Origin of the sequence: Cystobacter fuscus (assembly GCF_002305875.1) — a bacterium.
In the GTDB taxonomy this organism is placed as follows: Bacteria; Myxococcota; Myxococcia; order Myxococcales; family Myxococcaceae; genus Cystobacter; species Cystobacter fuscus_A.
Window position 1 is genome coordinate 4,606,452 of the sequence record NZ_CP022098.1, and the last position, 13,294, is coordinate 4,619,745.

Sequence of the window (13,294 nt, forward strand, 5' to 3'; positions counted from 1 at the left end):
CCGCGCCTACTCGACGAGCGCCAGTCCGACGCGGCCCGGGTGTTCCTCCGTGAAGGCCACGCGCACCCGAAGCGGCATCCCGAGCGTGAAGTCACGCGTGGGCCCCACGAGCGAGGTCTCCCGGGCATCCGGGGCGTAGGGGCCTCCCGGAAGCGATTCCAGGGGAAGCAGTCCCTCCACGAGCGGCTGGTCGAGCTGGACGAGCAGCCCCGTGGAGCGCACCCGGGTGATGTGTCCGGTGAATTCCTGGCCCACGTGCGCGGCCATCACCCGTGCCTCCAGCAGCCGGTGTCGTTCCTTCTCCGCTCGCTGAGCGCGCCGGACGCGCTCGTTGAGGTGGAGCGAGAGCCGCTCGACGTCGGGATCCTCGTGCGGGAAGTCCCGCCGGCCGCGCAGGTAGTGCTTGAGGGCGCGGTGGACGGCGAGGTCCGCGTAGCGCCGCAGCGGCGAGGTGAAGTGCACATAGGCGCGTGCCGCGAGGCCGAAATGGGGGGCGGGCACCACGCTGTAGCGCGAGGAGGCGAGCGCCTTGAACATCACCGAGCGCAGCGCGGCCTCCTCGGGCACACCGGAGAGCTGCCGGGCGAACGCGGCGAGGGACAGCGGGGTGAGCGTGCGGCCCAGGCCCGCGGCGAAGCCCGAGTGGAGGGCGAAGGCATCCAGGTCCGCCACGGCCTGGGGCTCGGGCTCTCCCTGGACGCGGAAGGGGGCGGGAAGGCCCCGCTCGACGAGCCAGCCGGCGATGGCCTCGTTGGCGGCCACCATGAAGCGCTCGACGAGCGCATGCGCCGAAGTGGGTCGCTCGGTCTCGATGCCCGAGACCTCGCCCGTGACTTCATCGAAGGTGAAGTGGGCCTCGTCGCGCGTCTGGTCGATGCCCCCGCGTCCCGCCCGCGCCACCGCCAGCCGCGCCGCCGCCGCGCGCAACCACGGCATCGCCTCGCGCACCCGGGCCATCGGCTCGGACACCTCTCCCTGGTCGAGGTACGCCGTCACCTCGGTGTAGCTCAGCCTCGCCCAGGAGCGCAGCAGGCTCTCGTAGACATCCACCGAGGTGACCCGTCCTTCCGGATCGATGCGCAGCTCCACCGTGACGCACAGCCGCTCCTCGCCCGGCACGAGGCTGAGCGAGCCCGCTGCCAGCGCCTCGGGGAGCATGGGCAGCAGGGTGTCCCCGAGGTACACGTTGGTGGCCCGCTCGCGAGCCTCGCGATCCAGGGCGGAGCCCTCGGGGATGAACTCGGCGGCGTCCGCGATGGAGACGAACAGCCGCAGCGCGCCATCCCCTCCCGCGGGGAGCACGGAGAGCGCGTCATCGATGATGCGGGTGATGGGCGCGTCCACGGTCACCGTGGGCACCTCGCGCAGATCCCTCCGGCCCTCCCGCGTGAGCGGCCGGGCGAGGACCTGGGGGACCTCGGCGTGGGCCTCCGGACCGAACTCACGGCGCAGGCCATGGCGCAGCAGGAGGCGCTCCAGGGAGCGGTCCACTCCGGGCGCGAGCTTGCGCACCAACCGGACCTTGTCCTCGTCGATGCGGGCCACCACCGCGTCGCCGGGCTGGACCTCGATGCCCTCCGCTTCCAGGGGCCAGGCGCCCGCGCCCACGTCCCGGTCGGGTTGGAGCAGCACACGCTCCTCGCGCACCACCACCTCGCCATAGAGCTCCTGGCGGGGCCGGTGCACGACCGACAAGCCGCTGGCGCGCCACCGGCCGTCCTCCGCGCGGGTGATTCTCGCGGAGACGACGTCGTCGGCCAGGTGGTGCCTCAGCTCCGGGGGAGGGATGAAGGCGGAGAGACCCTCGGAGGTGTTGCTGGGCCGCACGATGAGGAAGCCATGACCCCGGTGGTGGACGTCGATGTGGCCGGTGACGGTGCGGGAAGTGGGCGAGTCCATGGCGCCGCACCATGTTCCCGCCGCGTCACGGTGTCGAGAGGCCCCTCTCCACCAGGGACACGAGATCCGCCTGCACACCCAACACCGCGAAGCCGAAGTTGCCCCAGTTGTAGATGTCGCGGCGTGTCACGTCCGCTCCGCCCCCGAGCAGCCGCAGCCGCGCGTAGGCATTCACGTCGCCCCGCGTGTTCAGCGGAACACCCAACGTCAGGGCCACGTCGTAGATGCCGCCCGTGGTGTTGCCCACCAGACCAAAGGTGGAGAGCGCGTCGGCCTCCAGCCCCGCCCACACGCGCGAGGGCAGCTCGTAGCGCAGCCGGGTCTTCAGCGCGCCCACCACGCCGATGTCGCTCTCCTGCGAGTAGCGCGAGCCATCCACCGCGCCCCATCCCACCAGGGCGTTGCGGATCTGCACGCTCGCGCCGATGTCCCACTTGAAGCGCTCCCCATCGATGAGCCGGAAGAGGTAGCTGCCGCGGAACCCATCGAAGAGGTAGCGGCTGTCCACCACGGTGCCCGCGGGGAACACGGTTCCGCGGAAGTCGATGTCCCGCGACAGCGTCGCGCGCGTGGTCACGTCGAACGGGGCGTACAGCAGGATGAGGCCATGACGCGCGCCCAGGCGTGCCTCCACGGCGGCGCGCCAGGTGCGGTAGAGGGTGGCGTTCTGCTGGAGATCCTCGGCCGAATAGGACGTGCCCGAGGGACCATAGCGGCCATCGTTCTGGAAGATGGCGGCTGGGCCCGTCTCGTACTCGGCGAGCAGCCCCGTGAGGGGACTCGCGGCGAGGGCGGGCATGGAGAGCAGGGTCAGGACGAGCAGGGAAGTTCGCATGGTGCCCGCTCCAACGCCTCGGCCCTCAGCGCGTTACACGGATTTCCACGTCGATCAACGAAAGTGAACTCTTCGTGGGAAAGACACTGAGCGCCTCGACGTTCAGGAGGGCGGCCGGTAGCGCGCAGGACTCCCACTGCCCGGTGCCCTGGAACTGGCAGACCCGGGGGCGCACGAAGTTCGTCCGCGTGTCCGGATCGCTCATCCCCACCTCTTCCTCCACCCGGACCACGGCCCGCAGCAGGCCCGGGCCGCGCGCACGCACGCGCAGGGCCGTCAGGGCTTGGACGGGAGGCGAGAACACCGCGCTCAGCGCGCCGTCCTTGCGCCACCGGGGGGACTGCTCCGCCGCCGTGAGGGAGACGGACGTGGACTCCTGCCCATCGAAGGCTCGCTCCGCCCCCTCGGGGCCCACGACGCGGTCCGGCTCGAGCACGGCGGTCGTGGTGGCGGGCATCGCCGTCTGGACGAGCGAGGCCAGGGCAGGCACGTCACCTTGCACCACGACGGCCCGCAGCAGCGGGGAGGACACCCGTCCCTCGCGGGCACAGACCGGGGTGAGCTGCTCGAGCCAGGTCCTGCGCTCCCGCGTCGGGGGTTCCTCGTCCAGGGCGGCGGGCGCGAGTAGGGTGCGCACCACCTCGGCGCAGGCCCCCCGGGTTCCCGGGCCGGCGTGCTCCAGGTACCAGAGGGGAAGGGCGGGCGGGGGCGTTCCCCCCCGGCTCTCGGCCATGACCGCGCGGACGACGGCTTGTTCGCAGGGGTTGGCGCCGGAGGGGCAGCGCTGACACAGCAGGTCGAGCAGCTCGCGAGCGGGAGCCATTCCGGCCGTCAATGGGAAGCGGGCATCCAGGGCCGGGCCCAGCTCGCACGCCCGAACGGGCGGGGTGGGGCAGGCGTCCAGTTCCCGCCGAGCCGAGGCCAGGGCCGTGGCGTCCTCGGGCGCCTTGAGGACGTTCTCCAGGGACTTCTCGAGAGTCGGGCAGATCGGGGTACCGGGGGAGGGCGTGGACGGGATGCCGCGGGGCGGCACGGGGGCGGGCCCTCCTTCTGGCTCCCTGTGGGTGACGTAATAGAGGCGCGCGAAGGCCACCAGGGCGAGCGTCATCAGGAGGAGTGATCGGACGGGGAAGCGTCGCAAGGTGCAAACTCCTTGATTCCAGCCGGGAGGGGTGGTTATCAGCGCCGCGCGGTTACATCCACCCCGGAGGCATTCGTGGCTGAGACTTTCGACGTGGTGATCATCGGTTCGGGCCCGGGGGGTTATGTCGGTGCGATCCGGGCGGCGCAGCTCGGGTTGAAGACGGCCCTCATCGAGAAGGACAAGCGCCTGGGTGGCACGTGCCTCCACCGGGGCTGCATCCCCACCAAGTCGCTGCTGTGGAGCGCCTCGCTCCTGCATCACATCAAGGAAGCGGCGGACTTCGGCATCGAGGTGCCGGCGCCGGTGGTCAACTGGGCCAAGGTCCAGGAGCACAAGCAGAAGGTGGTCACCAAGGCCGCCAACGGCATCGACTACCTGATGAAGAAGAACAAGATCTCGGTCTTCAAGGGCCATGGCCGCATCGCCGGCAAGGGCAAGGTCGAGGTCACCGCCGACGACGGCTCCAAGCAGACGCTGGACACCAAGAACATCATCATCGCGACGGGCTCGGTGCCCAAGTCGCTGCCCAACGTGCAGGTGGATCACCAGCGCGTGCTCAACAGCGACTCCATCCTCACGATTGATCGCATTCCCAAGAGCCTCATCGTCATCGGCGCGGGCGCGGTGGGCTGCGAGTTCGCCTCCGTCTTCAACCACATGGGCACCCAGGTCTCCGTGGTGGAGTACCTGCCCAACCTGCTGCCCATCGAGGACGTGGACGTCTCCAAGGAGTTCGAGAAGCACTTCAAGAAGCGCAAGATCGACGTGCACACCGGCGCCAAGGTGGAGAAGGTGGAGAGCAGCGCCAACGGCGTGAAGCTCACCATGACCGTGGGCACCGAGACGCGCACCATCGAGGCCGAGTACGTGCTGTCCGCCGTGGGCCGCGCCCCGGTGACCGAGGACATCGGTCTGAACTTCACGTCCATCAAGGCCGATCGTGGCTTCATCAAGACGGACGAGATGATGCGCACCACCGAGCCGAACGTGTACGCGATCGGTGACGTCATCCCCACGCCGATGCTCGCCCACGTGGCCAGCGCCGAGTCGGTGCTCGCGGTGGAGCACATCGCCGGCAAGAAGCCCACGCCCATCAACTACGACCTGACGCCGTCGGCCACCTACTGCTACCCCGAGGTGGCATCCGTGGGCCTCACGGAGAAGAAGGCCAAGGAGCGCGGCTACGACGTGAAGACGGGCATCTTCCCGTTCTCCGCCGTCACCAAGGCCTCCATCTCCAACGAGGCCATCGGTCTGGTGAAGGTGGTCTCGGACAAGAAGTACGACGAGGTGCTCGGCGTCCACCTGGTGGGCCCGCACGCCACCGAGCTGCTCGCCGAGGCCTGCGTGGCGCTCCGCCTGGAGATCACCACCGAGGAGCTCGCGCACACGATGCACGCCCACCCCACGCTCTCGGAGATCATGAAGGAAGGCGCCGAGATGACCCTGGGTCACCCGATCCACATCTGAGCCGGGCGCTCCGCGCTCGCTTCACTCAGGCCGTCCGGGACGACTCCGTCTCGGGCGGCCGTTGCATGTCCGGGGGGCTGGTTGGTGGGGAGGGGGTGCTCGCCCGCCGGGTGGCCGAGCCTCTCATCACCCGGGCGGGTCGGGTGTGCGGGAGGCGCGAGTGTTCCGGGGCGGACGCGCGCTGCCTGGAATGGTGGGACGCGTTAGAAGGGAGATGCATTTGAATCCGCGCGAGAGCTGACATATCGCGTCAAGGCTTCCCGCTTGACCCTGCTTTCGCCCCAACCGTAGAAGGCCCGCGACCCATGGCGACTCCCGATCGTTTTCCCCTGCCGCAGGTAGCCGAATCCACTCGGAAGCCCGAGTGGTTGAAGGTGCGTCTTCCTCACGGGGAGGGGTACGAGCGGGTGAAGTCCATCGTGCGCCGCACGAAGCTGGCCACGGTGTGCGAGGAAGCGCGCTGCCCGAACATCGCCGAGTGCTGGGGTGGTGGCACCGCCACGGTGATGCTCATGGGCGAGGTGTGCACGCGCGCGTGCCGCTTCTGCCACGTGAAGGTGGGCGCGCCGCCGCCGTTGGATCCGATGGAGCCCATCCACCTGGCCCAGGCCGTCAAGGAGATGGACCTGGAGTACATCGTGGTCACCTCGGTGAACCGGGATGATCGGCCGGATGGGGGCGCGAGCCACTTCGCCTCGGCCATCCGCGAGCTGCGCCAGCACTCGCCCAAGACGATCGTCGAGGTGCTCATCCCCGACTTCAAGGGCAAGGAGCAGGACCTGGACACCGTGGCCCAGGCCCGGCCGCACGTGGTGGCCCACAACGTGGAGACGGTGGAGCGCCTCACCCCCACCGTGCGCGATCGCCGCGCCACCTACCGCCAGTCGCTCCGGGTGCTCGAGTACCTCAAGAACCGCCCCGAGCGGCTCTACACCAAGAGCTCCGTCATGGTGGGCCTGGGCGAGACGGACGCCGAGCTGGAGCAGACCTTCCGCGACCTGCGCTCGGCGGGCGTGGACGTGCTGACGCTCGGCCAGTACCTCCAGCCCTCGCAGTACCACCTGCGCGTGGAGCGCTTCGTGAGCCCGCCCCAGTTCGAGGCCTACAAGCAGCTCGCCGAGTCCTTCGGCTTCCTCTACGTCGCCTCCGGCCCGCTCGTGCGCTCGAGCTACCGCGCCGCCGAGTTCTTCATGAAGGGCCTCATGGAGCGTGAGCGCCTGGGGCTCGCCAGCGGCACCTGACGCCTTTCCTCTCCTCATCCCGAAACGGAACCCGAATGGCGATCTTCGAGTTGAAGCTTCCTGATCTTGGCGAAGGTGTTCAGGAGGGTGAACTGGTCAAGTGGCACGTCAAAGCGGGTGACCTGGTCAAGGAGGACCAGACCCTCGCCGAGGTGATGACGGACAAGGCCACGGTGACCGTTCCCAGCCCCAAGGCCGGCCGGGTCGTGCAGACGCACGGCAAGGAAGGCGAGATGGCGAAGGTGCACCAGCTCCTCGTCACGCTCGAGCTCGAGGGTTCCGCGCCCGCCCAGGCCTCGGCTGGCCATGGGGCTCCGGCGGCCGCTCCCGCTCCCTCCGCTCCCGTGGCCGCGGCGGCCAGCTCGGCTCCGGAGGCCGCGTCCGCGTCCAAGGTGCTCGCCACGCCGCTCACCCGCCGCATGGCGCGCGAGCACGGGTTGGATCTCTCGCAGATCGCCGGTTCCGGGCCGCAGGGCCGCGTGATGAAGGCGGACGTGAAGGCGGCCATCGCGGGCGCGTCCTCCTCGCGCAACGAGGTGTCACCGCCCCCCGCCGCCGCGCGTCCGGCCGCTCCCCCGGTGGTCTCGGGCCGGGCCGACGAGCGCATCCCGCTGCGTGGCCTGCGCAAGAAGATCGCCGAGAAGATGGTGCGCTCGAAGTTCACCGCGCCCCACTTCGGCTTCGTCGAGGAGACGGATGCCACGGAGCTCGTCGCCCTGCGCAAGCGGCTCAACGAGAGCCTGGCCGCCACGGGGGACAAGACGAAGCTGTCCTTCCTGCCCTTCATCGTGAAGGCCGTCATCGCGGCGATGAAGAAGTTCCCCCACCTCAACGCGCAGATGGACGAGGCCGCCCAGGAGCTCGTCGTCCGGGGCGAGTTCAACATCGGCATCGCGGTGGCCACCCCCGAGGGGCTCACCGTCCCGGTGATCAAGAACGCGGATCGACTCACCCTGCGCGAGCTGGCCGAGGAGATCCTCCGCCTGAGCACCGCGGCGCGCGAGCGCAAGCTGAAGATGGACGAGCTGACCGGAGGCTCCTTCACCATCACCTCGCTCGGGCAGTCGGGCGGTATCTTCGCCACGCCCATCATCAACCACCCCGAGGTGGCCATCCTGGGCATCCACCGCATGCGCAAGCGGCCCGTGGTGGACAAGAACGACCAGGTGGTCGTGCGCGAGATGATGAACATCTCCATCTCCGCCGATCACCGTGTCATCGACGGCCAGATGGCCGCGGACTTCGTCTACGAGGTCATCAAGTACCTGGAGCATCCGGACATGCTGTTCCTGGCCATGGCCTGACGGCCGTCGGCCTTCGCGAAGGAGTACGGGCCCATGGCCGAGAACGTCCGCGACGTCATCCGTGCCGCCCAGGCGGCGGAACTCGGCGGCGACAAGCGCCGGGCCATCGAGTTGTTCCAACGCGCCGCCGAGCTGTGCCGGCGCGGGGGAAACCGGGCCCGGGCGGAACAGCTCCTGCGCTATGCCCTGCGGTTGGATCCCTCCCGCACCGACCTGGAAGCAGAACTGCGCCGGTTGGAGGCGGGGGAGAGCGAGCCCTCGCTCCCCGTCCCGGTCGTGTCCTCGGATGAGGACGATGACGAGGACGACGTGCACGAGGGGAGTACCTGGGTGCTCGAGGAGGACTCCTCGACGCTCCAGGATGCGTTGCGCGAGGCCTCGCTGGCCGTGGATCGCCGCGCCAACCCGGTGGGTCTGGCGGTGAAGGTGATGCGGTCGGCCGTCCTCACCGCGGAGAGCGTGGGGACGCGGCGGGAGGAACCGCCCGCGCCGTCCGCCGTGTCCTCCCCGCCGTCGCTGGAGCGGGAGGGCATGTTCATCGAGCGAGGGCCGACCCGGGCCGATCCCGCGCTCGAGGCGTGGTGCTCCTTCTGCTGCCGGCCCCGGACCGAGGTGGGGCCGCTGGTGGCGGGTCCCGCCGGCGCGTTCATCTGCGCGGCCTGCATCGGAGAGTCCAGCTCGCTGCTGGGGGGCGTGACGGCGCGTGCTCCGTCCGCGCGGCCCCGGGCGTCGCGGCCCGTCACCCAGGAACTGCTGGGACAAGCGGAGGCCCGGGCGCGGCTCGAGAGCGGGCTGGCGGCGGGGGGACGTCGGGTGCTGGTGCTCGGTCCCGAGGGCTCGGGGAAGAGCACCTGGCTGCGGGCTCTCGCGGAGGCGGGGCGGGGTGAGGTCGTCACTCCGGAGTCGATCGATCGGGCCTCGGTGGAGGCCACGCTGCTCGTGGAGGACGTGGATCGGCTGCCCTCCGCCGGGCAGGCCGCGCTCGGGGCCTTCCTGAGTCGTCACCCCCAGCGCACGGTGGTGATGTCCGCCCGGGGGGGCGCGGTGGTTCCCGGACCCGAGCTCGTGTCGGACACGGGCCGCCTCTTCGTGCCCACCACGGCCTCGCTCTCCGAGGCCACTCGCGGCGCGCTCTCCCTGTCGTTGTTGGAGCAGGTGCAGCTGCTCGTCGTGCTCGAGACGCCCGGCGTCGAGCTGCTGCGGGAGATCGCCCGGCGACAGCTCTCCGCCCGGGAGGAGCTCCACCTGTCCGAAGAGGCGCTCACCGCGCTCGCCGAGGAGGCCGCCCGTTCACCTCGGACCGGACATGAATTGAAGGCGCTCCTGGCGCGGATTCCCCCCGGCTCCTGGCGGCGGGCGACTCCGGGGCCGGGCAAGGGAGACACGTGAACACTCTGACGGTGTATCGGCTCGGTCAGGTCGAGTACGAGGATGGCTTGCAGCTCATGAAGCTCTTCGGCGAGACCCGGCGCCAGGGCCTCTGCGGGGACGTGTTGCTGCTGCTCGAGCACCCGCCGGTGCTTACCCTGGGCCGGGCCGCCAAACGCGAGAACGTCGTCGCGGACGATGCGCGGCTGGCCGAGGAGCACATCGGCCTGTTCCAGACGGATCGGGGCGGCGACGTCACCTACCACGGCCCCGGGCAGCTCGTGGGCTACCCCATCTTCCTGCTGCCCGAGCACCGCCAGGACGTGCGCCGCTACGTGCGGGATGTCGAGCAGTGCATGCATCGCACGCTCGCCGAGTATGGCCTGTCCTCGGTGACGATCCCCAAGTGGCCCGGGGTGTGGCTCGGCGGCGAGGCGACGCACGATGCCCGGAAGATCGCCGCCATCGGGGTGCACCTGGCGCGCTGGCTCACCACGCATGGCTTCGCGCTCAACGTGAACACGCACCTGGATCACTTCCAGCTCATCGTGCCCTGTGGCATCCGCGAGGCGGGCGTCACGTCGCTGCAGCGCGAGCTGGGCCACCGCGTGCCCATGGCCGAGGTGGAGGACAAGGTGACGCGGCACTTCGCCGAGGTCTTCGAGCTCCAGCGCGCCGAGGGTCCGCCGCCCACGCGCACCGTGAGCGTCACGCTCCTCAAGGGCGAGGGCGCCGACACCCGCGTGCTGCTGCTGCGTCGGCGTCCCCATCGGGGAGGTTTCTGGCAGATCGTCACCGGACGGCTGGAGCCGGGCGAGTCTCCCCGCGAGGCCGCCGCGCGTGAGCTGTTCGAGGAGACCGGACTGCGCGCCGACGTGGTGGATCTGGACTACCGCCACGCCTTCGCGGTGGGCAACACGGTGCCGCCCCGGCTCGTCGAGGAGAACGCCTTCGCCGCGCGGTGCGGTGGCGGCTTCGAGGTGCGTCTGGGGGACGAGCACGATGCCGCCGAGTGGGTGGACGTTCCCACGGCACTCGAGCGGCTGCCCTTCCGGGGGCTGCGCGAGGGCGTGGAGCGCGCCCTCCGGCGTGGCGCGCACGACGTCAGAGGGTGATCGTCTCCAGCTCCCGCGCGGCGAGCACCTCGGGGCGGTGCTCGCGCACCCGGGCGACGAAGGCATCCATCTCCTCGTCATCGCGCGTGGGCTCGTGGTGGAAGAGCACCAGTTGCTTCACCTGGGCGGAGTTGGCCACGTGCACCGCCGCCTCCCAGGTCGAGTGGCCCCAGCCCACCTTCGAGGCGCCCTTGCGGCCCCGGTACTCGTCCTCGGTGTACATCGCGTCGATGATGAGCACGTCCGCGTTCCGCGCGAACTCCACCAGCTCGCGGTCCATGTCGCAGCCGTGCTCCACGTCCGTCGCGTACACCACCGAGCGGCCATCGCAGTCCACGCGATAGCCCAGGTTGCCGCCCGGATGGTTCAGATCCAGGGCGCGCACGGTGGCCGGTCCCAGCTCCAGCAGTTGTCCGGGCACCATGTCCCGGTAGGCCAGCGCGGCCTTGGTGACCTGCGTCATCGTCACCGGGAAGTAGGGCTGCACCATCTGCCCGGTCAGTACGTCCTTCACCGAGCGCCCCTCACGGGTGGCTCCATACACCGTGAAGGAGAAGCGGGGGCTGGAGAGCGGGGTGAAGAATGGCACCCCCTGCAGGTGATCGTAGTGGTAGTGGGACAGGAAGATGGACGCGCGCAGCGGTCCACTCCCCGCGCTCAGCGCCTCGCCCAACGCGCGAGCCCCCGTGCCCATGTCGAAGATGAGCAACTCGTCCCCGCATCGCACCTCGACGCAAGGCGTGTTGCCCCCATAGCGCTGGGTTGTCGGTCCCGGGGAGGGAACCGAGCCTCGCACCCCCCAGAACCGGACGTGAAAGGGGACTCGCGACCCGGCGGGCTCCTGGCCCGGCGCGTCCTCAGCCCACCTTGGCTTCTGTGTCGTCCTCGGCGAAGAGCTCAATCAGGTGTCCCGTTCGCTCGCGCTTTGTCCTCAGGTAGTCCACATTATGTGGATTATGCGCCGTACGCGAGGGAATGCGTCGACGCACGGGAATACCCTCTTCCACCAATCCTGCAATTTTCAGGGGGTTGTTCGTGATGAGGTCCACGGACCGCACTCCCAGTGAGCGCAGCATCTCCGCGGCGACGTCGTAGCTGCGCAGGTCGTCGGCGAACCCCAGCTTCCGGTTGGACTCGTACGTGTCCAGCCCCTGGGCCTGCAGTGCGTAGGCCTTGATCTTGTTGCCCAGGCCGATGCCCCGGCCCTCCTGGCGCAGGTAGAGCACCACGCCACAGCCATTCTGGGTGACGAAGTCCAGCGCCCGGTCCAACTGCTGCCGGCAGTCGCACTTGAGGCTGCCGAACACCTCGCTGGTCAGGCACTCGGAGTGCACGCGCACCGGCACCCCCTCCTTGTCGTGGATGTCTCCCACGAAGAGGGCCACGTGCTCCCGGCCATTGCGCTTCTCCCGGAAGACGACCGTGCGCAGCACGCCTCGCTCCGTCGGGACGTCCGCTTCGGAGAACCTCTCCAGGAGCGAAGAGCTTTTTCGGGTGGGGAGGACCTGAGGCGTGTCGGACATGAGAAGACCTTTCTCCCTTACAACAGTTTGGGACACAAGATGGATGCTCGCCGGCTGCCGTTGTTCCTCAGGCACTCCAGGACAGGGGCAACAGCTCGACCTTGTCCCCAGTAGCCAACCTACTGGAAGAACGAGGGAAATGAAGCAGATGAGTGGCCGAGGCCGCGGAGCGCAGTGCCCCCGAGGTCTGGGTGGCCAGGGGCCTGGCCCACAGCTCGCCCTCCTGCCAGGTGGCGGTCACCCGGATGTAGTGGTCCAGCCCCGGGGCCTTCTTCAGCTCCCCCTCGAGCCGACCCGGCACCCGCGGTGGCTCCACCTCGACGTGTCCCAGCATGCGGCGCAGGGCGGGGCGCACGAAGAGCTCGAAGGTCACCAGGGACGAGGTGGGGTTGCCGGGCAGCCCACAGTAGAGGGTCCCCCCCTTGCGGCCCACGGCCAGGGGCTTGCCCGGCTTGATGGCCACGCGCCAGAAGTCCTGCGCCACGCCCAGGTGCGCCAGCGCCTCGCGCACGAAGTCGTGCTCGCCCACCGACATGCCGGCGCTCGTGAGCACCAGATCATGGCCCTCGGCGGCCGAGAGCAGGCGGGACACGTCCTCCCGGGTGTCCCGGGCGATGCCGAGCACCGAGGGCACCCCTCCGGCGCGCAGCACCGCGAGGCTGAGCGCGGGCGCGTTGGCGTCCACGATGCGGCCCTCGGCGGGGGCGTCCGCCGGGCACAGCTCGTCCCCCGTGGAGAGGATGGCCACCCGAGGCCGGCGGGGCACCGGCACGCTCGTGCGCCCCTGGCCCAGGAGCAGGCCCAGCTCGGGGATTCCCAGGGGCGTTCCCCGGGGCAGCAGCACCTCGCCCTCGCGCGCGTCCTCTCCCCGGGGTCGCACGAAGTGGCCGGGACCTACCCCCTCGAGGATGTCCACCGCGTCCCCCTCGGGCGTCAGCCGCGTCCGCTCGCGCATCACCACCGCGTCGGCGCCCGCGGGCAGGGGAGCCCCCGTCATGATGCGCGCGCACGTCCCGGGACGCACCTGCTCGCGCGGCGACTGCCCCGCGTAGATGGTTTCCCCCACCCGCAGCCGCACGGGCGGGGGGGCCGTCAGATCCGCGCTGCGCACGGCGAAGCCATCCATGGCCGAGTTGTCCCAGGGCGGCAGGGTGCGTTGGGCCCGCACGTCCTCGGCCAGGGTGCGCCCGAGCGCGTCCTCCCAGCGCACCCATTCGGTGGGCAACGGTTGGACCAGGGCGAGGGTGCGGGCTCGCGCTTCCTCCACGGCGAGCAGCTCGGTGTCATCCTTCATTCGGGGGCGACCTCGGAGAGAGGGTGGGGGGCGGAACAACCCGTTACAGACGTGTAGCGAGGGGCCCCTTTTGGCATCAAAGTCCCCAGGAAATTCAAGAC

General features: G+C 70.1%; 11 protein-coding genes. 5 read left to right on the forward strand and 6 right to left on the reverse strand.

The window, feature by feature from the left end:
• Positions 1 to 6: 6 nt before the first annotated feature.
• From CYFUS_RS19015 to CYFUS_RS19025, 3 genes are read right to left on the reverse strand one after another with little or no spacing between them, the layout of a single operon-like run.
• The gene (locus CYFUS_RS19015; RefSeq protein WP_095986506.1) at positions 7 to 1,899 is read right to left on the reverse strand and encodes a ribonuclease R family protein; all 1,893 of its coding nucleotides are present in this window, start codon (positions 1,897 to 1,899) and stop codon (positions 7 to 9) included.
• Between the two features lie 25 nt (positions 1,900 to 1,924).
• Positions 1,925 to 2,734, reverse strand: coding sequence for a hypothetical protein (locus tag CYFUS_RS19020; protein WP_095986507.1), 810 nt, complete (start codon positions 2,732 to 2,734; stop codon positions 1,925 to 1,927).
• 25 nt (positions 2,735 to 2,759) lie between these two features.
• Complete coding sequence (locus tag CYFUS_RS19025) at positions 2,760 to 3,875, reverse strand: hypothetical protein (RefSeq protein ID WP_095986508.1); 1,116 nt, start codon at positions 3,873 to 3,875, stop codon at positions 2,760 to 2,762.
• Between the two features lie 75 nt (positions 3,876 to 3,950).
• Between CYFUS_RS19025 and lpdA the strand changes: the two genes are divergently transcribed.
• The 5 genes from lpdA (at position 3,951) to lipB (ending at position 10,376) form a co-directional block, all read left to right on the forward strand.
• Entirely contained in the window at positions 3,951 to 5,348 is a 1,398-nt protein-coding gene (gene lpdA / locus CYFUS_RS19030) for a dihydrolipoyl dehydrogenase (protein WP_095986509.1), read from the forward strand.
• Between the two features lie 305 nt (positions 5,349 to 5,653).
• A complete protein-coding gene (lipA, locus tag CYFUS_RS19035) occupies positions 5,654 to 6,589 on the forward strand; it encodes a lipoyl synthase (protein WP_002626257.1) in 936 nt (311 codons plus the stop codon).
• 35 nt (positions 6,590 to 6,624) lie between these two features.
• On the forward strand, positions 6,625 to 7,893 hold the full coding sequence (locus tag CYFUS_RS19040; protein WP_095986510.1) for a dihydrolipoamide acetyltransferase family protein: 1,269 nt from the start codon (positions 6,625 to 6,627) through the stop codon (positions 7,891 to 7,893).
• 33 nt (positions 7,894 to 7,926) lie between these two features.
• Entirely contained in the window at positions 7,927 to 9,282 is a 1,356-nt protein-coding gene (locus CYFUS_RS51735; RefSeq protein WP_198316626.1) for a ClpX C4-type zinc finger protein, read from the forward strand.
• Entirely contained in the window at positions 9,279 to 10,376 is a 1,098-nt protein-coding gene (gene lipB, locus CYFUS_RS19050) for a lipoyl(octanoyl) transferase LipB (protein ID WP_095986511.1), read from the forward strand. The genes CYFUS_RS51735 and lipB overlap by 4 nt, the downstream gene beginning before the upstream one ends.
• Here the strand turns inward: lipB and CYFUS_RS19055 are convergent.
• The 3 genes from CYFUS_RS19055 to glp form a co-directional block, all read right to left on the reverse strand.
• Positions 10,366 to 11,085 (reverse strand): MBL fold metallo-hydrolase, encoded by a 720-nt coding sequence (locus tag CYFUS_RS19055; RefSeq protein WP_232537651.1) that lies wholly within the window; start codon positions 11,083 to 11,085, stop codon positions 10,366 to 10,368. The two genes, lipB and CYFUS_RS19055, sit on opposite strands and share 11 nt — an antisense overlap.
• A gap of 148 nt (positions 11,086 to 11,233) precedes the next feature.
• Entirely contained in the window at positions 11,234 to 11,899 is a 666-nt protein-coding gene (ribA, locus tag CYFUS_RS19060) for a GTP cyclohydrolase II (RefSeq protein WP_095986513.1), read from the reverse strand.
• Between the two features lie 67 nt (positions 11,900 to 11,966).
• Positions 11,967 to 13,193 (reverse strand): gephyrin-like molybdotransferase Glp, encoded by a 1,227-nt coding sequence (gene glp, locus CYFUS_RS19065; protein ID WP_095986514.1) that lies wholly within the window; start codon positions 13,191 to 13,193, stop codon positions 11,967 to 11,969.
• Positions 13,194 to 13,294: the final 101 nt, after the last annotated feature.